This window comes from Mycobacterium stomatepiae (genome assembly GCF_010731715.1).
In the GTDB taxonomy this organism is placed as follows: Bacteria; Actinomycetota; Actinomycetes; order Mycobacteriales; family Mycobacteriaceae; genus Mycobacterium; species Mycobacterium stomatepiae.
Genome location: NZ_AP022587.1, coordinates 4,466,025 through 4,490,925 on the forward strand (window position 1 = coordinate 4,466,025; position 24,901 = coordinate 4,490,925).

Consider the following 24,901-nt stretch of genomic DNA (forward strand, 5'->3'; position numbering starts at 1 on the left):
TCATCAGAAGGGTGGGTCGTCGGGCAGGGGTGGCGGGGCCGGGTCGTTGGGGGTCCAGTCGGCGGGGAGTTCTTCTGATTCGCGGGGGTCGTTGACCCAGGTGCAGAAGGGGCTGGTACTGGGTGTGCCCTTGAACGCGAACAGCATGTCGCGCATGTGGTTTCGAAACTTGCGGGCGGCTATTTCTTCGTTGCGGGCTTGTTGGCGGCGATTGTGTGTGCGGGCCTGGGTGATTCGCGCGTGTCGTTGCTTGGATCGGTCACGTCGTGGCGGCGTCGGTGCGGCACACGCCGGGCCGCGCGGCTGTGCGAACAGATCCGCGCCCGCCGGGTGGGTGCGATAGGTGCGTCCGGTGGGTGAGGTCCAGATGATGGTGCCGTCGGCGCGTTGGGTGTCGCGCCAGGCGCCGAAGGTTTTGAGTCGATGGCGTTGGCGGCACCGGCATTTCAGATTCTGTGCGACTGTCAGGCCGCCGGCCGCGGGATCCTGGTGGTTGAACGCGACGGTGTGGTCGAGATCGCAGACCACCGCGGGACGGCTGCATCCCGGGAAGCGGCAGGTCAGATCCCGGCACCGCACGAAGCGTTCCAGTGCCGCGCCGGGTTGATACCGCAGCGCCTGCGCGGCGCTGGTGACCGGATCGGCGATGAGAAGTGAGGCGGTGGCTGCTAATTCACGGACCTGGTCGGAGTCGATGATCCCGTACCCCTGCAGATAGCCCGGGGCGTCGCTGTCGGCACAGACGGTGTGTTCACTGGCGACCACGTTGATCACCACCCGGGCCCTGCCTGGATCGCGTTCGGCCTCGTCGGTACTGGCTCGGGCAGGGCAGTCCGGTTGTCCGCAGCGGCAGGCCAGCCCGCGCCCTTCGGTCATGGCAGCCAGGGCATCAGCGCGGCGCTGCTCCATCGTGCGCGGGTCGGCGGTGCACACCTGTGCCGCGAGTTGGGACAGCCGGCGATCAAAGCTCGCCGCGGCCGTGGCGGCGACGGTGCCGTAGAGGTCGGCCATCCCGTCCTCGCGCGTGCTGATCGCGATGTAGCGATCACTTTCGGCGGTCTCGCGTCGATGCCGGGCGGCATCGGGATCCACCGCGCGCACCGTGGCGTCGACGGCGTTGACGATGCGCTGTCGTGACCAGCCGTGCCAGGTACCGATGCGTGTGGCCAGCGAACGGTCGACCTGCGCGATCAACGCGGCGTCGGTGATCAAGTCGGTGCGGCTCAGGATCAACCGCACGGTGCGCCAATCGGTACGGCCCTCGGCGAGTCGCGCCGCCACCGTCGGTAGCCGGGTATCGAGCGCCTCGGCATGCGACACCACATAGCCGGCCGCCACCGGCGACAGGTTCATCGCGGCGGCCACTTCCGCCGCGGTCTGCTCGAACCCGTCGATCACCGCATAACCGCGCCGCTGGTGGTCGGCCTGCTCGGTGGCGGCCACCCGATGCCGCAGCAACGCCGCCACCGCCGCCAGCCGCCGCGCCACCAACATCGACTCCTGCCGATGTGTCGACTCGACCACCGACACCAAATCCCCAGGCCCATTCATTCGAACATACGTGTGATCGTAGGAGGGTGGTCCGACAAACTTTTTGGCAGGGTCGCATGTTGTGGATAACTGCGGCTGTGACTGAAAGGTTGTTGAGATGGTTCGGCCGCGACATCCCCGCAGCAAATCGATTTCGGTGGATATCCGCAGCCAACGACGCGAGTGCCCAAATCTTCATCCATGCGTTGAGACTGCGCTGCGATGGAGAACCAGATCATAACCAAAACGCGGCCTTTTGCGGTGTCCGTCGTCCTTGCCGGTTTGGCTGTCGGCACCGCCAGCGCGGCGTCGGCCGAATAAACGATGAGCGGCACGTATAAGGTTGCTTGGAAGAGTTACACGCACACCTGGACGGTCACTTCTTGTGGTGAGGGATGCGTGAATGTGGCATGGGACACCGGCGCGAACAGCCGGGCGACCCTCTCCGACGGAACGTGGACCATCGATGATCCGGCCAGCCCTGGCGCAGTGCAGTTCTCGGACGGTAGTTCAGGTGTCGCGACTCCGCACTATTCGTGGGACGCGGTCACGTTGCGCGGCGATATGTGGAACACCGTGCCGGCGGGTACCTGCGGGCTTTCGTCGAGTGGGGACACCAAACCCGATCCATTCATTTCGACGAAGCTCAGTTGACCCGCGCGCCTAAGGCGTAACGAGAATCTTGCAGTGCCGCTCGGGGTCGGCCAGGTCGTCGAACGCTTTGCCGACTGCGTCGAGGCCCACCTCACCGGTGATCATCGGGGCGACGTCGATCTCGCCCTCGGCCAACGCATGTAATGATTCGGCGAATTCCTCGGGGATCTGCGCGAGTACGAATTGCACGTTGATCTCCTTGGCAATCGCGAAGAACGGGTGCACCTCATCGGGTTGCATGCACACCCCGGCTACCACGAGCCGGGTACCGTGCCGCGCCCGCCGCAGGACGTCATCGATGATCCCCGGCACCCCGACCGCCTCGAACACCACCCTGGCCCTGACGGAGTCGAACGGTGATCCCTGCGCGGGGTCGAGCACCTGATGCGCGCCCATCGCGGTGGCCAGCTCCCGCCGCGCCGGCGAAAAGTCGGATGCCACAATACTTTCCACTCCGCGAAGGCGGAGGGCGGCGATGATCGCGATGCCGATCGGGCCGCAGCCGATCACCAGTGCGGTTTCGCCGCGTTCGATGTTGGATTTGTTGACGGCATGCAGCCCCACCGACATGGGTTCGGTCAGGGCGGCATGCCTGGGGTCGAGCCCGTTGGGAATCGGCAGCAGCATCGGAGCGGACAGTAGCATCCGCTCCCCGTAGCCGCCGAGCGTGTTGTTGCTGTAGACAATCGGATCGAACCCTTTGGCAGACAGCAGGATCGGGAGCGACGTGACCATCGTTCCGGCCGGGTGGGTGTCGGTGTCGGGCCCGGCTTCGAGGATCTCGGCGCTGAATTCGTGACCCATGAAGATGTCGCGATTCAGGTCGACGTCCATGGCGCCGGCAGCGCCGGCCGCGTCCGATGTCATCTCCAGCACGCGGTCGCCGTGGGCCGCGAAATGCAAATCGGAGCCGCAGATTCCGCAGGCGCGGATGCCGACCAGCACCTGACCGGGTCCCGGCACCGGTTCGGGTACGTCGTCCCGATACACCATCCGGCCGTCGCGCAGCACCGAGGCACGCATCAGTTCGTCGCCCCTTCGTGCTCGCCGACATGCTCGGTGATGGCTTTCACGACGGCCTCACCGGCGCGGCCGATCAATTGGTCGCGATGCACTTTGGCCCACTCGTGCGACGCCCGGGATGCCGCGAGCTGTCCCTTGAAATGCGGAATCACCTTGCGCGCCGTCAGGTCATATGAGTGGTAAGTCGCCTCAGGCGAGGCCCAGTCGTGACCGAGCATCAGCAGCGTCCCGAAGCCGCCCGATCGTTCCAGCAGATCCTCGATGTGTGCGATCGCGTCGTCGGGCGTGCCGATGCAGCAGTTTCCTTTGGCCGCGTAGTCTTCGACGAATTCGTAGGGTGTCTGCGTGCCATCGAAGGTGTTGGCCAGCGGCACGAATCCCGCCGCGCCGAAGTAGTTGGCGAAATCCTGCAGGCCGTAAGTACAGTCGTTGATCGCCTGCTCGCGGGTGTCGGCTACGTGCATGATCGACAGCACCCGCCAGTCGGCCCGATTCGGTTCGTCGCGTCCGACTTTGGCGGCCTGCTCGCGCACCACGTCCCACGTCGTCTCCAGTGCGGCAAACCCGCCGGGCACCGACATCGACAACGACAGCAACGACGTACCCAGCGCGCCCGCCAGCCGCGGCCCGGACGGCGAAATCATTGCCGCCGTGGAGATTTCCGGGTAGGGCCAAGTGTACGGGCGGATGTGCAACTGCGCGTCGCGCAGCGTGAACCAGTCTGTGTGACGGTCGATGCGCTCGGTGGGCCCGGCGCGGAACAGCGCCAGGATCGCTTCGAGCGACTCCTGCATCATGTGCCGCTGATCGACCGGATCGATGCCCATCATGTAGGCGTCCGATGGCAGCGCGCCGGGGCCGGTGCCGAACATCACCCGGCCGCGGGTCAAGTGATCCAGCAGCACCCAGCGGTCCGCGACCATCAGTGGGTGGTGGTAGGGCAGCGAGACGACGCCGGTGCCCAGCCGGATGTGCTTGGTCCGTTCCGCGGCGGCAGCGATAAAGACTTCCGGGCAGGCGATCAACTCGTAGCCACCGGAGTGGTGTTCGCCGAACCAGGCTTCGTCGAACCCCAGCCGATCCAGCGCAACGACGCGCTCCGTGTCGTATTCCAATGCGACCGTTGGTGATTGGCCGATCGGATGAATGGCGTGATGAAGACGCCGAAACGAAGCGGTGCGTTCACCACAGCTCCAATCCGTTGAGAAATTCCAGCAATACGGTATTGACCTCGTCGGGCCGTTCCTGTTGTAGCCAGTGTCCGGCGCCCTCGAGCATCACCTGCCGGTACGGCCCGGAGACGATCTCGTCGGCGCGGTCGGCGCGGGTGAAGGCGAGTACGGGATCGGCTGTGCCACCGATGAATAGGCACGGCACCGTGATCTTCACATCGGCCACGTCGGCGGTCATCTCCCAGTTGCGATCGAAATTCCGATACCAGTTCAGGCCGCCGGTGAATCCGGTGCGGGAAAACTCCGCGATGTAGTGGTCGAGCTCGTCCTGGCTTAGCCAGTCCGGCAGCGCATCCGGTTCGGGGAGACGATCGATGAAGCCTTCCGGGCCGGGTGCGACCATCCGCACCCCCGCGGCCTGGTCGCCGTCGGTGCGCAGGCCGCCCAACAAGCGGCGCATCGCGCGGGCGGGATCGGCGTTGAGTTCGGCGTCGGCGACGCCCGGCTCCTGGAAGTACAGGATGTAGAAGAAGTTCTCGCCGAACATGTTGCGCCAGGCCTGCGTCGGCGCCGTGTGCGATCGGGGTATCGCCGGCACGCTGAGGGCGGCGACGGCCGCGACCCGGTCCGGATGCAATAGCGGCGCATGCCACACCACCGGGGCGCCCCAGTCGTGGCCGATCCATACGGCTTGCTGGGCGCCGACGTCGTCGAGCAGGCCGACGATGTCGGTCGTCAGCTCGTGGATGTTGTAGGCCTCGATCGCGTCCGGGCGAGAAGACCCGCCGTAGCCACGCTGGTCGGGAGCCAGCACGTGATAGCCAGCCTCGGCGAGCGCCGGAATCTGGTGTCGCCAGGAATAGGCCAATTCGGGAAAGCCGTGAGCCAAGACCACCACCGGAGCCCCGCGATCGCCGGCCTCGACGATTCGCAGCCGTACACCGTTCGTCTCTACTAACCGTTCGGTTGATGTGAGCACCAACACACCAAATCACAACGCCTCTTGCTTGAGAAGTATTCGGCGTGGTCGAAAATGGCCGTCCATTTTGCGGCGGGGTCTGGTTGCCTTGTAAGCGTGACACGGCTGGACCACATTGTGTTGTGGACGAAGGACATTGCGGCATCGATGGATTTCTATACGAAGGTGATCGGGCTGACCCCGGTGCGATTTGAGGAGTTCGCGGCCGGGCAGGCGCCGTTCCCGAGTGTGCGGGTGTGCGAAGACTCGATCATCGACCTGATGCCGGTAGCCGGTATCGAAAGCACCGACGTGCTGACCAAGGTCGTCGGCAGTGCCGGACACCCGGTTAACCACGTCTGCCTGGCGTTCTCGAAGCCGGAGTACGAGGCCCTCGATCGTCGTCTGCGGGCCGCGGGAGTCGACACCAGCGCCCGCCTCGAGCGCAGCTACGGCGCCCGGGGATGGGCACCGCACATCTACTACTTCTCCGATCCCGACGGCAACGTGATCGAAGCCCGCTACTACGACTAACCGCCCAACGGTCCGCGTGATCATGGCTTTGCGGTGTCACGCCAGGGTGGCTTCTCCCGACCCGAGGCGTCCCCGAACTCAATTTGCGGTGCCCCAGGTCGTATCGGGAACCGCCACTCGTTGAATGCACTGGATGGTGCCGACCCGCTGCGCTCCGGCATTGCCGAAACTAGCGATCGTCACTAGCGGTAGCCTGAACTTTTCCAGCTGCGTGTATCGGGGAAGGACCTGGCCGAAACGGCCGATGATTGATGAACCGGAAAAACGTGATTCGCATAGTCACGGCGATCGCTGTCGTAGTACTGCTCGGCTGGTCGTTCTTCTATTTCAGCGATGACACCCGCGGCTACAAACCCGTCGACACCTCGGTGGCGTTGTCCCAGATCAGCGGCGACAACGTCAAGAGCGCGCAGATCGATGACCGTGAGCAGCAACTGCGGTTGACCCTGAAGAAGGGCAACAACGACACCGACAACTCCGACAAGGTCATCACCAAATACCCCAACGGCTATGCCATCGACCTGTTCAACGCCCTGAATGCGAAGAACGCCAAGGTCGCGACCGTCGTCAACGAAGGCAGCATCCTGGGCGAGCTGCTGGTTTACGTGCTGCCGCTGCTGCTGCTGGTCGGGCTGTTCGTAATGTTCTCGCGCATGCAGGGCGGCGCCCGGATGGGCTTCGGCTTCGGCAAATCGCGCGCCAAGCAGCTGTCCAAGGACATGCCGAAGACCACGTTCGCCGACGTTGCCGGCGTCGACGAGGCGGTCGAGGAGCTCTACGAGATCAAGGACTTCCTGCAGAACCCCAGCCGGTATCAGGCCCTGGGCGCCAAGATCCCCAAGGGTGTGCTGCTCTACGGGCCCCCGGGAACCGGCAAGACGTTGCTGGCCCGTGCGGTGGCCGGTGAGGCCGGGGTGCCGTTCTTCACCATCTCGGGTTCGGATTTCGTCGAAATGTTCGTCGGTGTCGGCGCCTCCCGGGTGCGCGACCTGTTCGAACAGGCCAAGCAGAACAGCCCGTGCATCATCTTCGTCGACGAGATCGACGCGGTGGGCCGCCAGCGCGGCGCCGGCCTGGGCGGTGGCCACGACGAGCGCGAGCAGACGCTGAACCAACTGCTGGTCGAGATGGACGGCTTCGGCGACCGTGCCGGCGTCATCCTGATCGCCGCGACGAACCGGCCCGACATCCTGGACCCGGCGCTGTTGCGCCCGGGACGCTTCGACCGCCAGATCCCGGTGTCCAACCCCGACCTGGCGGGCCGGCGTGCGGTGCTGGCCGTGCACTCCAAGGGCAAGCCGATTGCCTCCGACGCCGACCTGGACGGGCTGGCCAAGCGAACCGTCGGTATGACCGGTGCCGACCTGGCCAACGTCATCAACGAGGCCGCGCTGCTGACCGCGCGGGAAAACGGCACCGTGATCACCGGGCCCGCTCTCGAGGAGGCGGTGGACAGGGTGATCGGCGGACCGCGCCGCAAGGGCCGGATCATCAGCGAGCACGAGAAGAAGATCACCGCCTATCACGAAGGCGGGCACACCCTGGCCGCCTGGGCGATGCCCGACATCGACCCCGTGTACAAGGTGACGATCCTGGCCCGCGGTCGCACCGGCGGGCACGCCGTCGCGGTGCCCGAAGAGGACAAGGGCCTGCGCACCCGCTCGGAGATGGTCGCGCAGCTGGTGTTCGCGATGGGTGGGCGCGCCGCCGAGGAGCTGGTCTTCCGCGAGCCGACGACCGGCGCGGTGTCCGACATCGAGCAGGCCACCAAAACCGCGCGCGCGATGGTCACCGAATTCGGCATGAGCGCCAAACTCGGTGCCGTCAAATATGGTTCCGAGCACGGCGACCCGTTCCTGGGCCGCACGATGGGCAATCAGGCGGATTACTCTCACGAGGTCGCCCGCGACATCGACGACGAAATCCGTAAGCTCATCGAGGCCGCACACACCGAGGCCTGGGAAATCCTTACCGAGTACCGCGATGTGCTCGACACGTTGGCCGGCGAGCTGTTGGAGAAAGAGACCCTGCACCGCCCCGAGCTGGAGCAGATCTTCTCCGGCGTCGAAAAGCGGCCCCGGCTCACGGTGTTCGACGATTTCGGCGGCCGCATCCCGTCGGACAAGCCGCCGATCAAGACGCCCGGCGAGCTGGCGATCGAGCGCGGCGAGCCCTGGCCCCAGCCGGTTCCCGAGCCGGCATTCAAAGCCGCGATCGCGGCGGCCAGTCAGGCCGCCGAGGCCGCGCGCGTGGAGGCCGACAGAAAAGCCCACGGCCCCAACGGTTCTCACGGAGGACAGGGCACCGGCGATCACGAGCGTCATCCCACCCAGCCGGACTACGGTGCTCCGGCCGGCTGGTATGCGCCGGGCTGGCCGCCGCCCCCGCAGCAACAACCGCAGGGTCACTGGTATCCGCCTCCGGCGCAGCCGTATTGGCCGCAGCCGGCGCCGAGTTATCCGGGCCAGCCCGGGCGTGGCCCGGGCCAGGACCAGGCTCAGCCGTCGTACCCGCCCTACCCGCCGTACCCCCCGCCTGCTCAGCCCAGTCCGGATCCGGGAAAATCGCCTGACCAACGGGATGAGGATGTGAGCCGGCCCAATCCGCCGGCCCGAGGCTGACGAACGGAGAATTCGATGGTGCTGCCGGATACCCGGGCCGCGCTGGATCGCGTACGGGCGTTCGATCAGGCACGTGCGGAGGCGGCCGTCCGCGAGCTGTTGTATGCGATCGGCGAAGACCCGGAGCGAGCGGGGTTGCGGGACACTCCCGCCCGTGTCGCTCGCGCATATCGGGAAATGTTCTCCGGGCTCTACACCGACCCCTCCGACGTGCTCAACACGATGTTCGACGAAGACCACGATGAATTGGTGATCGTCAAGGAAATACCGCTGTACTCCACATGTGAGCATCACCTGGTGTCGTTCCACGGCGTTGCGCACGTCGGCTACATCCCCGGGACGGACGGCCGGGTCACGGGGTTGTCGAAAATCGCGCGGCTGGTCGACCTCTACGCCAAGCGGCCGCAGGTTCAGGAGCGGCTCACCAGCCAGATCGCCGATGCGCTGGTGAAGCGGCTCGGCCCCCGTGGGGTGATCGTCGTGGTCGAGGCCGAGCATCTGTGCATGGCGATGCGCGGTGTGCGCAAGCCCGGCGCGATCACTACGACCTCCGCGGTACGCGGGCAATTCAAAACCGACGCTGCGTCCCGAGCCGAAGCGCTCGACCTGATCCTGCGTAAGTGAGTTCGCCGCCTGTGCAGGTCGTCGGGGTTGTCAACGTCACTGATGACTCATTCTCGGACGGCGGGCGTTACCTCAACGTCGACAACGCCGTCGCGCACGGCCTGGCGTTGGCGGCCGAGGGCGCGGGCATCGTCGACGTCGGCGGGGAGTCGACCCGGCCCGGTGCCACCCGGATCGACCCCGGAATAGAGAGCGCCCGCGTCGTTCCTGTGGTCAAAGGACTTGCAGCGCGGGGTATTACCGTCAGCATTGACACCATGCACGCTGACGTCGCGCGCACGGCGCTGGAGAATGGCGCGCAGATCGTCAACGACGTGTCCGGCGGACGGGCGGATCCCGCGATGGCGCCGCTGGTGGCCGAAGCCGGGGTGCGGTGGGTGTTGATGCATTGGCGATCGGTGTCGGCCGAGCATCCGCACCAGGCCCCGCACTACCGCGATGTGGTGGCGGAGGTGCGCTCGGAATTGCTGGCCAGCGTTGACGACGCGGTGCGCGCCGGCGTCGACCCGGCGAAGCTGATCATCGACCCCGGGCTGGGATTCGCCAAGACGGGACAACATAATTGGGCGTTGCTACACGCGTTGCCAGAGTTGGTGACCACGGGGGTGCCGGTACTCCTGGGTGCCTCGCGTAAACGGTTCCTCGGTACGCTGTTGGCCGGATCGGATGGGTCGCCGCGACCGCCCGACGGGCGCGAGACGGCGACCGCGGTGATTTCCGCGCTGGCCGCCCTCGACGGGGCCTGGGGTGTGCGAGTGCACGATGTGCGGGCCTCGGTCGACGCCCTCAAGGTCGTGGGCGCGTGGACCCAGACAGAGCGGACTCAAAGCGATGGCTGACCGAATCGAGTTGCGCGGCTTGACAGTTCAAGGCCGGCACGGAGTGCACGAATTCGAGCGGATCAACGGGCAGGAGTTCGTCGTCGACATTGTGGCGTGGATCGACCTGGTCGATGCCGCCGCCAGCGACGACCTGGCCGACACCCACGACTACGCTGCCCTGGCCGAGCGGGCCGCCGCCATCGTCGCGGGCCCCGCACGGAACCTGATCGAAACGGTGGGCGCGGAGATCGCAGATTTCGTGATGGACGACGAACGCGTGCATGCCGTCGAGGTCACGGTGCACAAGCCGCATGCCCCGATCGAGCAGCAGTTCGCCGACGTGGCAGTGGTGATCCGACGGTCGCGGCGGGGCGGTCGCGGTTCGGTGATTCCCGCGGGCGGGGTGTGATGACGCGCGTCGGCGACGATGCAGAGCGCAGCGATGAGGAGGAGCGGCGCTCATGACCTCCGTCGTACTGTCCATCGGTTCCAACCTCGGGGACCGGCTGGCGCGGTTGCAGTCGGTCGTCGACGGGCTCGGCGATGCGGTGATCGCCATCTCGCCCGCGTACGAGACGGCTCCGTGGGGCGGTCTAGAGCAGGGGCCGTTCCTCAACGCGGTGCTGATCGCCGACGACCCGGCCCTCGACGGGCAGGGCTGGCTGCGCCGGGCGCAGGAGTTCGAGCAGGCCGCGGGCCGGATTCGCGGCGAACGCTGGGGCCCGCGCAGCCTGGACGTGGACCTGATCGCCTGCCACTCGGCCGACGGCGAGGTGTTCAGCCTGGAAAACAACCTGACGCTGCCGCATCCGCTGGCCCATCTGCGGGCGTTCGTCATGATCCCGTGGCTGGACATCGACCCGGACGCTCAGCTGACGGTGGCCGGCGGACCGCAGCCCGTCGCCCGACTGGTGACCGAGCTGGAGCCGGCCGACCGAGACGGTGTGCGGCCGTCCGGCCTGGTGCTCGAGCGGGGATCGACGAGCTGATGGGGCCGACCCGGAAACGTGACCTAACGGCCGCGGTGGTCGGTGCCGCATTTCTGGGATATCTGCTGATCAAGGTGCTATTCCGGTGGTTTCCACCGATCACGGTGTGGACCGGTCTGTCGCTGCTCGCGGTCGCCGTCGCCGAGGCGCTGTGGGCGCGCTACGTGCGAGCCAAGATCAACGACGGGGAGATCGGGGACGGACCCGGTTGGCTGCATCCGCTTTCGGTGGCCCGCAGCGTGATGGTCGCCAAGGCGTCGGCCTGGGTGGGCGCCCTGGTCCTGGGTTGGTGGATCGGGATCCTGGTGTACTTCCTGCCGCGCCGATCGTGGTTGCGGGTAGCCGCGGAGGACACCACCGGAACTGTGGTGGCGGCCGTCAGCGCGCTGGCGCTGTTGGGTGCCGCGCTGTGGTTGCAGGCTTGCTGCAAGTCCCCACCGGATCCCACCGATCACGTCGAGGGGGCGGAGAGCTAGCGGACCCGGCGAGGTTGCGGGCCACAACCCGGGCCGGCCGGAACCACGGGCTGATCAACAGCGATCAATCGACGGATTAACCCAGGTGAGAATCGCCGGAGTCGCGCGACACGCGGAGTGACGTCGCGCAGGTACAGTCAGGCCATGACCGTTCTGTCCCGCGGCGCCCGGGTTCGGCGCGGCGGCCGCAGGCCGGGGTGGGTGCTCTTGACGACGTTGCTGGTCCTCGCAATCGGGGCGAGTTCCGCACTGGTTTTCACGAATCGCGTGGAACTTCTCAAGCTCGCTGTGATCCTGGCGCTGTGGGCCGCAGTCGCCGGTGCCTTCGTGTCGGTGCTGTATCGCCGGCAAAGCGACGCCGACCAGTCGCGGGTGCGCGACCTGAAACTGGTCTACGATTTGCAGCTTGATCGCGAGATCTCAGCGCGTCGCGAGTACGAGCTGACCGTCGAGTCCCAGTTACGCCGCGAGCTGGCTTCAGAGATCCGCGCCCAAGCCGCCGACGATCTGGCCGCGCTGCGTGCCGAGGTGGCTGCGCTGCGGAACAGCCTGGAAATCCTGTTCGACACCGATCTCGAGCAGCGGCCCGCCCTGGAGACCCTGGAGACCGATACGCCGCCCGCCCGCACCTACCGAGATTGGGACCGCAATAGCGAGGGCGCGGGCGTCGATTGGGTGACCAGCGACCGCGTCACCTCGGTCCGGGAGGGCGCATCGGTGAGCTCGGCCGAATCCCGCACCGACGAGTCCGCGATCATCGACGTGCCCGAAGAACCGCTGCTTCCGCCCCGCTCGCGACGGTCCCAGTACGAGGGTCAGCAAGAGGCTGCTTACCCGCAGCAGCAGGTCCACTACCCCGAGGCCCCGCCGTATGTGCCCCCGCCGATGCCGGCTCCGGCGGAGGCAGACCCGCGATTCGAGCCCCCACAGTGGCGGCCGGTACCGCCGCCGGAGCCGCCGCCGCCGCCGACTCGGCCGGATTGGCAGCCGGTCAACGCCGACGGGCTCTGGCTGCCCCCGGGCGCGCCGGGCAGCAATTGGGCGGGTGCCGACGCGCCCGAGGCACCCGTCGCCCCGCCGTCGGGCCGGCGCCGACGCCGGCATGCAGACGCCGAGGAGCAGTTCGATGGCCCGCCCGCGGGCAACGAACCGTCGCCGGCCGGCGAATCCGGCCGGCGGTCGCGGTCGCGGCACTCCGCGGAGTACCGCGACTACAGTGTCCGCAACTTCATCGCTCCGAACGAGCCCGGCTCGCCGCCTCCCGCCGCCGCGACCGCGCCACCCCCGCCGCCGCACCTCAGGCAGGCGCCGCCGGACGCGCCGCCGCCGCCGCCGCCTCGACTGGCCCCGGCACCACACCTGGAGCCGGCGCCCCGCCACCTCGGCGCCGATGAGGGGCTGGACGGCGGTGAAGCACCGCAAACGGGCGGTCAGTCGGTTGCCGACCTGCTGGCACGGCTGCAGGTGCAGCCATCCGACGGAGGCCGGCGCCGCCGCCGAGAGGGCTGAGCTGGGAGCTTCCTCACATTGGGACTGGGTCGACGATCGACTACAGTCGTAATGACCGTCCGGTACCTCCGAGTTGGGACTGGAACGAACGAATCAACGATGCGAGGTCGTCTGCGGTGGAGCAGTTCGACGGTTTGCGCCCGGCCAGGCTCAAGGTAGGGATCATTTCGGCTGGCCGGGTGGGTACCGCCCTGGGTGTCGCGCTGGAGCGCGCTGAGCACGTCGTGGTGGCGTGCAGCGCCATCTCCCATACGTCGCGCCAGCGGGCGGCCCATCGGTTGCCCGATACCACGGTGGCTTCGCCGCCCGACGTCGCCGCGGCCTCCGAGCTGCTGCTGTTGGCGGTTCCCGACAGCGAACTCGCCGGCCTGATCTCCGGGCTGGCCGCGACCTCGGCGGTCCGGCCCGGCACGATCGTCGTGCACACGTCGGGCGCGAACGGCGTCGGCATTCTGGAGCCGCTGGCCCAGCTCGGCTGCATCTCGCTGGCGATTCACCCGGCGATGACGTTCACCGGCTCCGACGAGGACATCAGCCGGCTGCCCGACACCTGCTTCGGCATCACCGCGGCCGACGACGTCGGCCACGCGATCGGGCAGTCACTGGTGCTGGAGATGGGTGGCGAGCCGTTTTGCGTGCGCGAGGACGACCGCGTGCTCTACCACGCCGCGCTGGCCCATGCGGGCAACCACATCGTGGCGGTGCTCGCCGACGCGCTCGACGCGTTGCGGGCCGCCCTGCGGGGCAGCGAACTGCTCGGGCAACAGACCGTCGACGAGCAGCCCGGTGGCCTTGCCGAACGCATCATCGGCCCGCTGGCCCGCGCGGCGCTGGAGAACACGCTGCAGCGCGGGCAGGCCGCGCTCACCGGTCCGGTGGCCCGCGGCGACGCCGCCGCGGTCGCCGACCACCTGCGCGCGCTGACGCACGTCGATCCCGAGCTGGCCCAGGCCTATCGGGTCAATGCCCTACGGACCGCGCAGCGTGCCCACGCCCCGCAGGCCGTCGTCGAGGTGCTGGCGCAATGAACGCGAAGACGGCCCGCAAGTTCAATCCGGGCGAGCTGAACGTCTACGCGGCGCCACGCGACGCGTCGGATGTCAGTCGCGCACTGCGCCACACCGGCCGCCGGGTAATGCTGGTGCCGACGATGGGCGCGCTGCATCAGGGGCACCTGTCCTTGGTGCGCGCGGCCAAGCGGGTACCCGGCTCGGTAGTCGCGGTTTCGATCTTTGTGAATCCATTGCAATTCGGCGCCGGCGAAGACCTCGACGCCTACCCGCGCACCCTCGACGACGACCTGGCGCTGCTGCGCGGCGAAGGCGTCGAGATCGTGTTCGCCCCGACTGCCGCGGCGATGTATCCCGACGGCATGCGCACCACAGTGCAGCCCGGTCCGCTGGCCGCTGAGCTCGAAGGAGCGGCGCGCCCAACGCATTTCGGCGGGATGTTGACCGTTGTGTGCAAGCTGTTGCAGATCGTGCGGCCCGACCGGGTCTTCTTCGGCGAAAAGGACTACCAGCAGTTGGTGCTGGTCCGTCAGATGGTCGCCGACTTGAATCTCGAGGTGCAGGTCGTCGGAGTGCCCACCGTGCGGGAAGGCGACGGGCTGGCGATGTCGTCGCGCAACCGCTACCTGGACCCGGTCCAGCGCGAATTGGCGGCCACGCTGTCGGCGGCGCTGCTGGCCGGCGCGCATGCGGCGGGCGCGGGCGAACGCGCCGCGCTGGATGCGGCCCGCGAGGTGCTCGCGGCGGCACCGGCCATCGACGTCGACTACCTGGAGCTGCGCGACGCGAACCTCGGCCCGGCGCAGGTCGGCCGGCCCGGCCGGCTACTGATCGCCGCCCGGCTGGGCAGCACCAGACTGTTGGACAACATCGCGATCGACGTCGAAGCCACGCCGGCACCCTTCGGGCCGGACAACCATGAATCACCTTGGAGGAACTGATGTTTCGGACGATGCTCAAATCAAAGATCCACCGCGCCACCGTCACGCAGGCTGATTTGCACTACGTCGGCTCGGTGACGATCGACGCCGATCTGATGGACGCGGCCGACCTGCTGGAGGGTGAGCAGGTGACCATCGTGGACATCGACAACGGCGCCCGCCTGGTCACCTACGCCATCACGGGCGAGCGTGGCACCGGCATCATCGGAATCAACGGTGCCGCGGCACATCTCGTGCACCCTGGCGACCTGGTGATCCTGATCGCGTACGGGACGATGGAGGACGCCGAGGCCCGTGCCTACCAGCCGCGCATCGTCTTCGTCGACGCCGACAACAAGCAGATCGACCTGGGCAACGACCCGGCATTCGTGCCCGACTTCGAAATAGTCGGAGCGGCTGAGTTGCTCAATCCCCGGATGGGTGCGCGATAGCCGTGCTGCTGGCGATTGACGTCCGCAACACGCACACCGTCGTCGGGCTGCTATCCGGCGCCAAAGATCAAGCAAAAGTGGTGCAGCAGTGGCGGATCCGCACCGAGTCCGAGGTCACCGCGGACGAGCTGGCGCTGACCATTGACGGCCTGATCGGTGACGACTCCGAGCAACTCACCGGAGCCGCGGCGCTGTCCACCGTCCCGTCGGTGCTGCACGAGGTGCGGGTCATGCTCGACCAGTACTGGCCGTCGGTACCGCACGTGCTGATCGAGCCCGGCGTGCGGACCGGAATCCCGCTGCTGGTCGACAATCCGAAGGAAGTCGGCGCCGACCGCATCGTCAACTGCCTGGCGGCTTTCAACAAATTCGGCAAGGCCTGCATCGTCGTCGACTTCGGATCGTCGATCTGCGTGGACGTGGTGTCGGCCAAGGGTGAGTTCCTCGGTGGCGCCATCGCACCCGGGGTTCAGGTCTCCTCGGATGCTGCCGCGGCCCGCTCGGCCGCGCTGCGCCGAGTCGAGCTGTCCCGGCCCCGGTCGGTGGTCGGCAAGAACACCGTCGAGTGCATGCAGGCCGGCGCGGTGTTCGGCTTCGCCGGATTGGTCGACGGCCTGGTGGGGCGCGTCCGCGAGGACGTGGACGGCTTCTCCGGCGACGACGTGGTGGTCGTCGCGACCGGCCACACCGCGCCGCTACTGCTGTCCGAGCTGCACACTGCTGCGCACTACGACCAGCACCTGACGCTGCAGGGGCTGCGGCTGGTCTTCGAGCGCAACCGTGACGCGCAGCGCGGCCGGCTTAAGACCGCGCGCTGAGCGTGGACGCCTGCGGCGGAGCCCACGCGAAGTCCTTTAAGCTGGCACGTCGTGAGTGCCCCCGATCAAGACCTTCCCGAGCAGTTCCGGATCCGCCGGGATAAGCGTGCTCGGTTGTTGGCCGAGGGGCTGGACCCCTACCCGGTGGCCATCGAACGCACCCACACGCTGGCGCAGGTCCGTGACGCCCACCCCGACCTAGCCGTCGACACCGCGACCGACGACATCGTCGGTGTGGCGGGCAGGGTCATATTCGCGCGCAATTCCGGCAAATTGTGTTTTGCGACGCTGCAAGACGGTGACGGGACCACGCTGCAGGTAATGATCAGCCTGGACAAGGTCGGCCAGCATTCGCTGGACGCGTGGAAAGCCGATGTCGACCTCGGCGACATCGTCTATGTGTATGGGAACGTGATCAGCTCACGCCGCGGCGAATTGTCCGTCCTAGCCGACTCCTGGCGCATCGCATCCAAGTCACTGCGGCCGCTGCCCGTCGCAAATAAGGACATGAGCGAAGAATCACGGGTGCGGCAGCGTTATGTCGACCTGATCGTCCGGCCCCAAGCGCGCGAGGTGGCCCGGCAGCGAATCGCCGTTGTTCGCGCCATACGCAACGCGTTGGAACGGCGTGGGTTTCTCGAAGTCGAAACGCCAATCTTGCAGACGTTGGCCGGCGGCGCGGCGGCCCGACCGTTCATCACACATTCCAATGCGCTTGACATCGATCTCTACCTGAGGATCGCACCGGAACTGTTCCTGAAGCGATGCATCGTCGGTGGATTCGACAAGGTCTTCGAGCTAAATCGAGTGTTCAGAAACGAAGGTTCTGATTCGACACATTCTCCGGAATTTTCGATGTTGGAGACCTACCAGACCTACGGAACGTATGACGATTCGGCAGTCGTCACACGAGAGCTTATTCAAGAGGTGGCCGACGAGGCGATCGGAACCAGACAACTGTCGTTGCCAGATGGCAGTGTCTACGACATAGACGGAGAATGGGCGTCTATACAAATGTATCCGTCCTTGTCCGAGGCAGTCGGTGAAGAGATCACACCGCAGACCACGGTCGATCGGCTACGCGCCATCGCCGACACCCGCGGCGTCGAGATACCCGACAACCGCGGCTATGGGCATGGCAAGCTCGTCGAGGAACTGTGGGAGCACATGGTGGGCAATTCACTGACCGCGCCCACGTTTGTCAAGGATTTCCCTGTCGAGACAACACCTTTGACTCGCCAGCATCGCAGCATCCCGGGTGTGACAGAGAAGTGGGATCTCTATGTGCGCGGAGTCGAGTTGGCCACCGGGTACTCCGAATTAAACGATCCGGTCGTCCAGCGCGAACGATTTGCCGAACAAGCGCGTGCCGCGGCGGCCGGCGACGACGACGAGGCTATGTTGCTCGACGAAGATTTTCTCGCCGCACTCGAGTATGGGATGCCGCCAACCACCGGAACGGGAATGGGTATCGACCGGTTGTTGATGACTTTGACCGGCCTGTCAATTAGAGAGACAGTTTTGTTCCCGATTGTTCGACCGCACTCCAGCTGAAAACCGAACACTCCGCGTTCCTCAGATTGAGCATGCTGCGCACATATGGCAGATTAGTGACCGGGGAGTGGGTCCAAACTGCTCAGCAACTGCTCAGGAAGAACGCGAGGGTAAGCTAATGGCGAAAAAAGTCACCGTCACCTTGGTTGATGATTTCGACGGTGCGGGCGCCGCCGACGAAACCGTCGAATTCGGGCTTGACGGGGTGACCTATGAGATTGATCTTTCAACGAAGAATGCCGCGAAACTCCGCGGTGATCTGAAGCAGTGGGTGGCGGCCGGCCGCCGTGTCGGGGGTCGTCGTCGCGGGCGTTCCGGAACGGGGCGCGGCCGAGGGGCAATCGACCGCGAGCAGAGCGCCGCGATCCGCGAATGGGCCCGCCGAAACGGTCACAATGTGTCAACGCGCGGTCGCATCCCGGCAGACGTGATCGACGCATTCCACGCAGCCACTTAACAAAGCGTTAACCGGCGCCCGGTCGCAAGGCCTGGGCGCCGGTTTGCGTTTTCGCTGGCGGCGAAACGATCATCGGCGCTCGGCGGAAACGATTTGATGGTTTATCTCGTTTCTTCAGCTATGGCTCTGTCGTCACAGGGGATTTTCCAGACGGAGCCGACCAGGCCCGAACGGCAAGGCACCGCAAGGTTAGAACCCGGAGGGGCCGACCATTACAGTGGACACCAGGTACGCAGTGTCGGCCCGTGTGCCGACAACGATGAAGTACCGATGGTGAGGGAGAGCAGGTAACCACCCATGTTCGAAAGATTTACCGACCGTGCCCGCAGGGTGGTCGTCCTGGCCCAAGAAGAGGCCCGGATGCTCAACCACAACTACATCGGCACCGAGCACATCCTGCTGGGTCTGATTCACGAAGGTGAAGGCGTCGCGGCGAAGTCGCTGGAGTCGCTCGGGATCTCGCTCGAGGGCGTCCGCAGCCAGGTCGAGGAGATCATCGGCCAGGGCCAGCAGGCTCCGTCCGGGCACATCCCGTTCACCCCGCGTGCCAAGAAGGTTCTCGAGCTGAGCCTGCGCGAGGCGCTGCAGCTCGGCCACAACTACATCGGCACCGAGCACATTCTGCTGGGTCTGATTCGTGAGGGCGAGGGCGTGGCCGCGCAGGTGCTGGTCAAGCTCGGCGCCGAGCTGACCCGTGTGCGCCAGCAGGTGATTCAGCTGCTGAGCGGCTACCAGGGCAAGGAAGCCGCGGAGGCCGGGACCGGCGGCCGCGGCGGCGAGTCCGGCAGCCCGTCGACGTCGTTGGTGCTCGACCAGTTCGGGCGCAACCTGACGGCCGCCGCGATGGAAGGCAAGCTGGACCCCGTCATCGGCCGCGAGAAGGAAATCGAGCGGGTGATGCAGGTGCTGAGCCGGCGCACCAAGAACAACCCGGTGCTGATCGGCGAGCCCGGCGTCGGCAAGACCGCCGTGGTCGAGGGCCTGGCGCAGGCGATCGTGCACGGCGAGGTGCCCGAGACGCTAAAGGACAAGCAGCTCTACACGCTCGACCTCGGATCGCTGGTCGCGGGCAGCCGCTATCGCGGTGACTTCGAAGAGCGCCTGAAGAAGGTGCTCAAGGAGATCAACACCCGCGGCGACATCATCCTGTTCATCGATGAGCTGCACACCCTGGTCGGGGCGGGTGCCGCCGAGGGCGCGATCGACGCCGCCAGCATCCTGAAGCCGAAGCTGGCCCGCGGTGAGCTGCAGACCATCGGCGCCACGACGCTCGACGAGTACCGCAAGTACATCGAGAAGGACGCCGCGCTGGAGCGCCGCTTCCAGCCGGTGCAGGTGGGAGAGCCGACGGTGGAGCACACCATCGAGATCCTCAAGGGCCTGCGCGACCGGTACGAGGCGCACCACCGGGTTTCGATCACCGATTCTGCGATGGTCGCCGCCGCTACCCTGGCCGACCGCTACATCAACGACCGGTTCCTGCCGGACAAGGCGATCGACCTGATCGACGAGGCGGGCGCCCGTATGCGCATCCGCCGGATGACCGCGCCGCCAGACCTGCGGGAGTTCGACGAGAAGATCGCCGACGCGCGCCGGGAGAAGGAATCGGCGATCGACGCGCAGGACTTCGAGAAGGCCGCAAGCCTGCGGGACCGGGAAAAGCAGCTGGTAGCCCAGCGGACCGAGCGTGAAAAGCAGTGGCGCTCAGGCGATCTCGACGTGGTCGCCGAGGTCGACGACGAGCAGATCGCCGAGGTGCTGGGTAACTGGACCGGCATCCCGGTGTTCAAGCTCACCGAAGCGGAGACCACTCGGTTGCTGCGCATGGAGGACGAGCTGCACAAGCGGATCATCGGCCAGGTGGACGCGGTCAAGGCCGTCTCCAAGGCGATCCGTCGCACCCGCGCGGGGTTGAAGGACCCCAAGCGCCCGTCCGGCTCGTTCATCTTCGCCGGCCCGTCCGGTGTCGGTAAGACCGAGCTGTCCAAGGCGCTGGCCAACTTCCTGTTCGGCGACGACGACGCGCTTATCCAGATCGACATGGGCGAGTTCCACGACCGGTTCACCGCGTCTCGGTTGTTCGGCGCCCCACCGGGATACGTGGGCTACGAAGAGGGCGGTCAGCTCACCGAGAAGGTGCGCCGCAAGCCGTTCTCCGTGGTGCTGTTCGACGAGATCGAGAAGGCACACCAGGAGATCTACAACAGCCTGTTGCAGGTTCTCGAGGATGGTCGGCTCACCGACGGGCAGGGTCGCACGGTCGACTTCAAGAACACCGTGCTGATCTTCACCTCGAACCTCGGAACGTCGGACATCAGCAAGCCGATCGGCCTGGGCTTCACCCAGGGCGGCGGTGAGAACGACTACGAGCGGATGAAGCAGAAGGTCAACGACGAGCTGAAGAAGCACTTCCGCCCGGAGTTCCTGAACCGCATCGACGACATCATCGTCTTCCACCAGCTGACTCGCGACGAGATCATCCAGATGGTCGACCTGATGATCGGCCGGGTCGCCACCCAGCTCAAGAGCAAGGACATGGCTCTGGAGCTGACCGACAAGGCCAAGTCGCTGCTCGCCAAGCGCGGCTTCGACCCGGTGCTGGGTGCTCGCCCGCTGCGGCGCACCATCCAGCGCGAGATCGAGGACCAGCTCTCGGAGAAGATCCTCTTCGACGAGGTCGGGCCTGGACAGGTTGTCACCGTCGACGTGGACAACTGGGACGGCGAAGGCACCGGCGAGGACGCGGTCTTCACGTTCACCGGAACGCGCAAGCCGCCGGCCGAGCCGGAGCTGCAGAAAGCCGGAGCGCACGCCGCACCCGACAACCAGTAGCACTACAGCAAACGGGTGGTTAGTCTCTGACCGGACTAACCACCCGTTTTGCTGTGCTGAGGGCTAAGGGGCTTGCCTGTGCTGATCGTCACCACCAATGACCTTCCGGGCTGGGAAATTCGGCGCGTCTGCGGCGAAGTGTTCGGACTGACCGTTCGATCGCGAAATGCGTTCGCCCAGATGGGCGCCGGCTTCAAGGCGATGTTCGGCGGGGAGCTGGCCGGCATGACCAAGAATCTGGCCGAGAGCCGCAACGAGGCGATGGGCCGGCTGATCTCCGAGGCGCGCAACCGCGGCGGCAACGCGATCGTCGCGATGCGATTCGACACCACCGAAATCGGCGACGTCTGGACGGAGATCTGCGCCTACGGCACGGCGGTGGAGGCGGTGCCGGTCACGGATGGGGCGAAGTACACGGCCAGCCAGCTCGGCTACGGTGGCGGCCCCGCGCAGCAGTAATTGTTTGTGCCGTCGCCGCGTCCGTTTAGACTGACGATCGTTAACAGTTTTTTCGATGGGCAATGGAATCTGGTGAAATTCCAGAACGGTCGCGCCACTGTAGAAAGTCAGACCCGGAACCCGTCACCCGAGGTGGGACGCGTCATTCCCAGAAGGAGACAAACAATGTCCAGTACCGAGACGACCGGCGCTCGCGCGATTGATTTGTCGGCCGCAAGCGCCGCGCTCTGGTTGGCAGCAACCGCTTTCCTGTCTTTGTTGGCGATCTACTTCGTCGGCATCGATCAGGGCGCCGTGTCGGTGTTCGGCACCGACACGCATGTACACGAATTCGTGCACGACGCGCGTCACCTCCTCGGCTTCCCCTGCCACTGATCCGGCGTGGAGAAGCGTCTAATCGGACGCGGGTTGCTGGCGGGCGCAATCGGCGCCGTGCTGGCATTCGTCTTCGCCCGCCTGTGTGCCGAACCCGTCATTGCCCGCGCGATCGAATTTGAGGACGGTCGAACCGACGCCGAGAATGCGCACGGTGTGCACGAGCACGGCGTTGAGCTGTTCACCCGCGGAGTGCAGGCCAACCCCGGACTGGGTTTTGGTGTGCTGATCTTCGGCCTCGCGATGGGCGCCCTGTTCGCGGTGCTGTTCTGCGTCGTGTATGCGCGCGCGGCCGGGCGTGCAGAAAACCCTGCGCCACGACAGCTTTCGCTGTTACTGGCGTCCGGAGCCTTCGTGGCAGTGTACCTGGTTCCGTTCGTGAAATACCCGCCGAACCCACCGGCCGTCGGCCAGTCCGACACGATCGGTATGCGCACCGGTTGGTATTTGGCGATGGTGCTGGCGTCGGTGGCGCTGGCGATCGCGGCGGTATGGCTGGGCCGACGGCTCACCGACCGGTTCGGCGCATGGAATTCGCGGCTGCTCGCCGCCGGGGCCTATCTGGTGGCCGTCGCGGTGGTGATGATGATGCTGCCGACGGTGGACGAGACGCCCGAACCGCTGCGCGACGCCTCGGGCGCGATCATCTATCCCGGCTTTCCCGCCGATGTCCTCTACGAATTCCGGGTGCTGTCGCTGGGCACGCAGCTGTTGCTCTGGGTGACCATCGGCCTGGTCTTCGCGACCCTGGCCGGCCGGTTGCTGGGCGAGCGCGCCGAGAGCGGACGGGTATCGAGCATCGCGGCGTGACGCAGGTCGTCCGGCTCACCCTGGTGTCGCACGCGATGACCGATGCGATGGTAGCCGTACGCTTTCCGGCCGACGAGCCGCTCAACGACGCGGGCCGTCGACAGGCTGAAGGCGCTGCGGGCCTTGATATTCGCGACGCGGGGCACCTTGTCGGACCCGAGCAGCGCGCCCGTCAAACCGCGCGGCTGCTGGGTCTGGATGCCACCACCGAGCCGCGGCTGGCCGACCTGGACTGCGGGCGTTGGCGCGGGCAGGCACTGGCGGACGTGCCCGCGGCCGAAGTCGAGGTGTGGCTGACCGATCCGGCCGCGGCGCCGCACGGCGGCGAGTCCATCCTCGACCTGGTCGAGCGGGTGTCCGCGTGGCTGGAGACATTGATCGACGGGTCGTCGCGAACCGTGGCGGTGACGAACCCGGCCGTCATCCGGGCGGCGATTCTGCTGGCCCTCGACATCCCACCGAAGTCATTCTGGCGCATCGACATTGCGCCGGTCGCCCTGACGACGCTGCACCACCGCAACGACTGCTGGACGCTGCGGCTGCCGTGACTATTGCGGCTGCCGTGACTGCTGCGGCTGCCGTGACTACTGCGGCGCGACGAGCCCAAAAGTCTTCTTGGCCACTCCCAGCATCCACCCCGTCACCTTGGGCCCGTGGTCGCGGGGCCAGTTCAGCTGAAAGCTGACCACCCATGGTTGCTGCGTCTTGTCGACGGCGTACCAGCTGAAGGTCAGATCGCCTGGCAGCCCACCGGCTTTCGCGCCGACGTACGGCCAAACGTTACGGTCCAGCTGGATGCCCGACACGGCCGACAGTATCTGCTTGACGGGTGCGGCCTCGCCGACCGCGTCGGCCTGCAGAGCCGCGTGCACCCGGCAGATGTCCTCGGCGCTGCCATACCACTCCGCCCCGAAAGCCGAGGCCGGGCTGTGGGCGCGTTGCGGATCTGGTTGGTAGGGAGCGGAATTCGCCTGCGCCAGCAGCTGGGCGCGCACCTGCGGGGTTGCGTGCTGCCACTGGCTGCGCAGGTCCGGATCACCCCAGCCGATCGAGAACAGCTCGTACATCGTGGGGAACGGAGTCATGCTGGCCGGATCGTGATGGCCGGCGGTGGCGAGTGCGGATTCGATGGCGTGCGTGCCCATTCTTTCGATCAACAGGTCGGTGGCCATGTTGTCGCTATTGGCGATCATCTTGGCGGCGGCATTCCGCACCGAAACATGGTCGCCGACAGCGAGTCCCAGGCCCGAAGACCCTACTGCCTTGCTCTTGTCGGTGACCGTCAGCTGGTCGTCCCAGGACACCGTATGGTTCTTGACCGCTCCCGCCAGGGCGTGCAACACGTACAACTTGAAAATCGATGCCAGCGGCAAGGATTCGCTGGTGTTGGTGCCCATCACCGGGTCGCAGTGGCCCTCATCGACCTTGGCGACCTGATAAGAGTACCGCGCACCGGTCTTGCTCAGCGTCGCGTCGATGTCATGCCACGAGGTGATCGTCGGCGCCATCGTGTCGAGTTCGAATCGGTCGACCCGGCCGAGGTCGTCGGTGTGTATCCGGATGTCTTGTCGCGCGCCGTAGGACGAGGTGAGGTGCAGCGTGGCGACACTGGCGCTGATGTCCACGCCGTCCAGGGTGAACGGGCGATCCCACCAGAGTTCTTCCATGGTCTTCTCGACCGAGTCCACCTCGTTCGGCGCGGCAAGCGTGGCCACTCCGATCGGGCCGATCGGCCAGTCGGAGTTGAGCATGTCCACGGTCTGCTGCGCCCGCAGCCCGGGAGGCGTACGCGTGTCGATCGCCCGCCCCGGGTTGGCCGCATTCGCCTGCGGTGCCGGCGACGACGAACAAGCCGGGGCCAGGCTCGCGACCAGTGCGGCGGCCGCGGTTACGGCCAGCACGCGCTGTCGCGTGGGGTATCGCCTATTCAGTCGGCTTGCTCCCCGCAACGTCCAGGACAACCTCGAATTCCAGCAGCGACGCGCCGGTCGCCACCGGGTTGGCTCGCTGACCGGCATGAGCTTCGACGGCGGGCCCACTTGCCCACGCCTGGAACGCTTCATCGGACTCCCAGTGTGTCACGACGAAGTAGCGGTTCTCACCCTTCACCGGGCGCAGCAGCTGAAAGCCCAGGAAGCCGGGCTGGTTGTCCACCGCATGCGCGCGGTGGGCGAACCGCTTTTCCAGCTCAGGGCCAGCGTCGGCGGGTACTTCAATTGCGTTGATCTTCACCACTGGCGGCATGTTCGCTAGGCTACTCCGCCCCCTGCCTTGTTCTGCTGCTGGGCGGGACACGCAAGATG

Annotated in this window: 26 protein-coding genes and 1 pseudogene; 20 read left to right on the forward strand and 7 right to left on the reverse strand. The window is 66.4% G+C overall.

Annotated elements, in window-relative coordinates; translation table 11 throughout:
• Nucleotides 1-3: 3 nt before the first annotated feature.
• Nucleotides 4-1,551, reverse strand: a complete 1,548-nt coding sequence (locus G6N54_RS21125; RefSeq protein WP_163791759.1) for an HNH endonuclease signature motif containing protein — start codon at nucleotides 1,549-1,551, stop codon at nucleotides 4-6.
• Nucleotides 1,548-1,865, reverse strand: coding sequence for a hypothetical protein (locus G6N54_RS21130; protein WP_163791760.1), 318 nt, complete (start codon nucleotides 1,863-1,865; stop codon nucleotides 1,548-1,550). Before G6N54_RS21130 ends, G6N54_RS21125 begins: the two co-directional genes overlap by 4 nt.
• A gap of 70 nt (nucleotides 1,866-1,935) precedes the next feature.
• Between G6N54_RS21130 and G6N54_RS21135 the strand changes: the two genes are divergently transcribed.
• Nucleotides 1,936-2,184 (forward strand): hypothetical protein, encoded by a 249-nt coding sequence (locus G6N54_RS21135; RefSeq protein ID WP_163791761.1) that lies wholly within the window; start codon nucleotides 1,936-1,938, stop codon nucleotides 2,182-2,184.
• A 9-nt stretch (nucleotides 2,185-2,193) separates the two neighbouring features.
• Here G6N54_RS21135 and G6N54_RS21140 read toward each other — a convergent pair whose 3' ends face one another.
• The 3 genes and pseudogenes from G6N54_RS21140 to G6N54_RS21150 form a co-directional block, all read right to left on the reverse strand.
• The gene (locus tag G6N54_RS21140) at nucleotides 2,194-3,207 is read right to left on the reverse strand and encodes a zinc-binding dehydrogenase (RefSeq protein ID WP_163791762.1); all 1,014 of its coding nucleotides are present in this window, start codon (nucleotides 3,205-3,207) and stop codon (nucleotides 2,194-2,196) included.
• Nucleotides 3,207-4,393, reverse strand: a pseudogene (locus G6N54_RS21145) (LLM class flavin-dependent oxidoreductase). The gene G6N54_RS21140 and the pseudogene G6N54_RS21145 overlap by 1 nt, the downstream one beginning before the upstream one ends.
• Entirely contained in the window at nucleotides 4,390-5,358 is a 969-nt protein-coding gene (locus G6N54_RS21150) for an alpha/beta fold hydrolase (RefSeq protein WP_163791763.1), read from the reverse strand. Before G6N54_RS21150 ends, G6N54_RS21145 begins: the two are co-directional and overlap by 4 nt.
• A gap of 54 nt (nucleotides 5,359-5,412) precedes the next feature.
• Here G6N54_RS21150 and G6N54_RS21155 point away from each other — a divergent pair, with 54 nt between their 5' ends.
• From G6N54_RS21155 to G6N54_RS21245, 19 genes are all read left to right on the forward strand, one after another.
• On the forward strand, nucleotides 5,413-5,871 hold the full coding sequence (locus tag G6N54_RS21155) for a VOC family protein (protein WP_163791764.1): 459 nt from the start codon (nucleotides 5,413-5,415) through the stop codon (nucleotides 5,869-5,871).
• Nucleotides 5,872-6,122: 251 nt separating this feature from the next.
• Complete coding sequence (gene ftsH, locus G6N54_RS21160; protein ID WP_163791765.1) at nucleotides 6,123-8,492, forward strand: ATP-dependent zinc metalloprotease FtsH; 2,370 nt, start codon at nucleotides 6,123-6,125, stop codon at nucleotides 8,490-8,492.
• 15 nt (nucleotides 8,493-8,507) lie between these two features.
• A complete protein-coding gene (gene folE / locus G6N54_RS21165; RefSeq protein ID WP_163791766.1) occupies nucleotides 8,508-9,116 on the forward strand; it encodes a GTP cyclohydrolase I FolE in 609 nt (202 codons plus the stop codon).
• A complete protein-coding gene (gene folP / locus G6N54_RS21170) occupies nucleotides 9,113-9,955 on the forward strand; it encodes a dihydropteroate synthase (protein WP_163791767.1) in 843 nt (280 codons plus the stop codon). Before folE ends, folP begins: the two co-directional genes overlap by 4 nt.
• Nucleotides 9,948-10,346, forward strand: a complete 399-nt coding sequence (gene folB / locus G6N54_RS21175) for a dihydroneopterin aldolase (protein WP_163791768.1) — start codon at nucleotides 9,948-9,950, stop codon at nucleotides 10,344-10,346. Before folP ends, folB begins: the two co-directional genes overlap by 8 nt.
• Before the next feature lie 52 nt (nucleotides 10,347-10,398).
• Entirely contained in the window at nucleotides 10,399-10,926 is a 528-nt protein-coding gene (gene folK / locus G6N54_RS21180) for a 2-amino-4-hydroxy-6-hydroxymethyldihydropteridine diphosphokinase (RefSeq protein ID WP_163791769.1), read from the forward strand.
• Nucleotides 10,926-11,402 carry a DUF3180 domain-containing protein gene (locus G6N54_RS21185; RefSeq protein WP_163791770.1) on the forward strand — a complete coding sequence of 159 codons (477 nt, stop codon included), beginning with the start codon at nucleotides 10,926-10,928 and terminating at the stop codon, nucleotides 11,400-11,402. Before folK ends, G6N54_RS21185 begins: the two co-directional genes overlap by 1 nt.
• A gap of 144 nt (nucleotides 11,403-11,546) precedes the next feature.
• A complete protein-coding gene (locus G6N54_RS21190; RefSeq protein WP_163791771.1) occupies nucleotides 11,547-12,911 on the forward strand; it encodes a DUF6779 domain-containing protein in 1,365 nt (454 codons plus the stop codon).
• Between the two features lie 116 nt (nucleotides 12,912-13,027).
• The gene (locus G6N54_RS21195; RefSeq protein WP_163791772.1) at nucleotides 13,028-13,939 is read left to right on the forward strand and encodes a Rossmann-like and DUF2520 domain-containing protein; all 912 of its coding nucleotides are present in this window, start codon (nucleotides 13,028-13,030) and stop codon (nucleotides 13,937-13,939) included.
• Nucleotides 13,936-14,862, forward strand: coding sequence for a pantoate--beta-alanine ligase (panC, locus tag G6N54_RS21200; protein ID WP_163791773.1), 927 nt, complete (start codon nucleotides 13,936-13,938; stop codon nucleotides 14,860-14,862). Before G6N54_RS21195 ends, panC begins: the two co-directional genes overlap by 4 nt.
• Nucleotides 14,862-15,293 carry an aspartate 1-decarboxylase gene (gene panD / locus G6N54_RS21205; RefSeq protein WP_163791774.1) on the forward strand — a complete coding sequence of 144 codons (432 nt, stop codon included), beginning with the start codon at nucleotides 14,862-14,864 and terminating at the stop codon, nucleotides 15,291-15,293. The genes panC and panD overlap by 1 nt, the downstream gene beginning before the upstream one ends.
• Nucleotides 15,294-15,295: 2 nt before the next feature.
• Nucleotides 15,296-16,111, forward strand: coding sequence for a type III pantothenate kinase (locus tag G6N54_RS21210; protein WP_163791775.1), 816 nt, complete (start codon nucleotides 15,296-15,298; stop codon nucleotides 16,109-16,111).
• Nucleotides 16,112-16,162: 51 nt separating this feature from the next.
• Nucleotides 16,163-17,665, forward strand: a complete 1,503-nt coding sequence (gene lysS / locus G6N54_RS21215; RefSeq protein WP_163791776.1) for a lysine--tRNA ligase — start codon at nucleotides 16,163-16,165, stop codon at nucleotides 17,663-17,665.
• A gap of 118 nt (nucleotides 17,666-17,783) precedes the next feature.
• Nucleotides 17,784-18,122 carry a histone-like nucleoid-structuring protein Lsr2 gene (gene lsr2, locus G6N54_RS21220; protein ID WP_085223269.1) on the forward strand — a complete coding sequence of 113 codons (339 nt, stop codon included), beginning with the start codon at nucleotides 17,784-17,786 and terminating at the stop codon, nucleotides 18,120-18,122.
• A gap of 297 nt (nucleotides 18,123-18,419) precedes the next feature.
• Complete coding sequence (gene clpC1 / locus G6N54_RS21225) at nucleotides 18,420-20,954, forward strand: ATP-dependent protease ATP-binding subunit ClpC (protein WP_163791777.1); 2,535 nt, start codon at nucleotides 18,420-18,422, stop codon at nucleotides 20,952-20,954.
• A gap of 78 nt (nucleotides 20,955-21,032) precedes the next feature.
• Complete coding sequence (locus tag G6N54_RS21230; protein WP_163791778.1) at nucleotides 21,033-21,413, forward strand: YbjQ family protein; 381 nt, start codon at nucleotides 21,033-21,035, stop codon at nucleotides 21,411-21,413.
• Nucleotides 21,414-21,578: 165 nt separating this feature from the next.
• On the forward strand, nucleotides 21,579-21,788 hold the full coding sequence (locus G6N54_RS21235) for a CbtB domain-containing protein (protein WP_163791779.1): 210 nt from the start codon (nucleotides 21,579-21,581) through the stop codon (nucleotides 21,786-21,788).
• A 6-nt stretch (nucleotides 21,789-21,794) separates the two neighbouring features.
• Nucleotides 21,795-22,598 (forward strand): CbtA family protein, encoded by an 804-nt coding sequence (locus tag G6N54_RS21240; RefSeq protein WP_163791780.1) that lies wholly within the window; start codon nucleotides 21,795-21,797, stop codon nucleotides 22,596-22,598.
• Nucleotides 22,595-23,146 (forward strand): histidine phosphatase family protein, encoded by a 552-nt coding sequence (locus tag G6N54_RS21245; RefSeq protein ID WP_163791781.1) that lies wholly within the window; start codon nucleotides 22,595-22,597, stop codon nucleotides 23,144-23,146. The genes G6N54_RS21240 and G6N54_RS21245 overlap by 4 nt, the downstream gene beginning before the upstream one ends.
• A 36-nt stretch (nucleotides 23,147-23,182) precedes the next feature.
• On the opposite strand, the gene G6N54_RS21250 is transcribed toward G6N54_RS21245, so the two are convergent.
• Nucleotides 23,183-24,547, reverse strand: a complete 1,365-nt coding sequence (locus G6N54_RS21250; protein ID WP_232072914.1) for a class A beta-lactamase-related serine hydrolase — start codon at nucleotides 24,545-24,547, stop codon at nucleotides 23,183-23,185.
• The gene (mhuD, locus tag G6N54_RS21255) at nucleotides 24,522-24,842 is read right to left on the reverse strand and encodes a mycobilin-forming heme oxygenase MhuD (protein WP_163791783.1); all 321 of its coding nucleotides are present in this window, start codon (nucleotides 24,840-24,842) and stop codon (nucleotides 24,522-24,524) included. The genes G6N54_RS21250 and mhuD overlap by 26 nt, the downstream gene beginning before the upstream one ends.
• Nucleotides 24,843-24,901 lie beyond the last annotated feature (59 nt).

Coding starts and splice junctions, on each gene's coding strand:
- G6N54_RS21125 (WP_163791759.1), bottom strand. CDS start 1,551: ATGAATGGGCCTGGGGATTTGGTGTCGGTGGTCGAGTCGACACATCGG.
- G6N54_RS21140 (WP_163791762.1), bottom strand. CDS start 3,207: ATGCGTGCCTCGGTGCTGCGCGACGGCCGGATGGTGTATCGGGACGAC.
- G6N54_RS21155 (WP_163791764.1), top strand. CDS start 5,413: ATGGCCGTCCATTTTGCGGCGGGGTCTGGTTGCCTTGTAAGCGTGACA.
- ftsH (WP_163791765.1), top strand. CDS start 6,123: ATGAACCGGAAAAACGTGATTCGCATAGTCACGGCGATCGCTGTCGTA.
- folE (WP_163791766.1), top strand. CDS start 8,508: ATGGTGCTGCCGGATACCCGGGCCGCGCTGGATCGCGTACGGGCGTTC.
- folB (WP_163791768.1), top strand. CDS start 9,948: ATGGCTGACCGAATCGAGTTGCGCGGCTTGACAGTTCAAGGCCGGCAC.
- folK (WP_163791769.1), top strand. CDS start 10,399: ATGACCTCCGTCGTACTGTCCATCGGTTCCAACCTCGGGGACCGGCTG.
- G6N54_RS21185 (WP_163791770.1), top strand. CDS start 10,926: ATGGGGCCGACCCGGAAACGTGACCTAACGGCCGCGGTGGTCGGTGCC.
- G6N54_RS21190 (WP_163791771.1), top strand. CDS start 11,547: ATGACCGTTCTGTCCCGCGGCGCCCGGGTTCGGCGCGGCGGCCGCAGG.
- panC (WP_163791773.1), top strand. CDS start 13,936: ATGAACGCGAAGACGGCCCGCAAGTTCAATCCGGGCGAGCTGAACGTC.
- panD (WP_163791774.1), top strand. CDS start 14,862: ATGTTTCGGACGATGCTCAAATCAAAGATCCACCGCGCCACCGTCACG.
- lsr2 (WP_085223269.1), top strand. CDS start 17,784: ATGGCGAAAAAAGTCACCGTCACCTTGGTTGATGATTTCGACGGTGCG.
- clpC1 (WP_163791777.1), top strand. CDS start 18,420: ATGTTCGAAAGATTTACCGACCGTGCCCGCAGGGTGGTCGTCCTGGCC.
- G6N54_RS21235 (WP_163791779.1), top strand. CDS start 21,579: ATGTCCAGTACCGAGACGACCGGCGCTCGCGCGATTGATTTGTCGGCC.
- mhuD (WP_163791783.1), bottom strand. CDS start 24,842: ATGCCGCCAGTGGTGAAGATCAACGCAATTGAAGTACCCGCCGACGCT.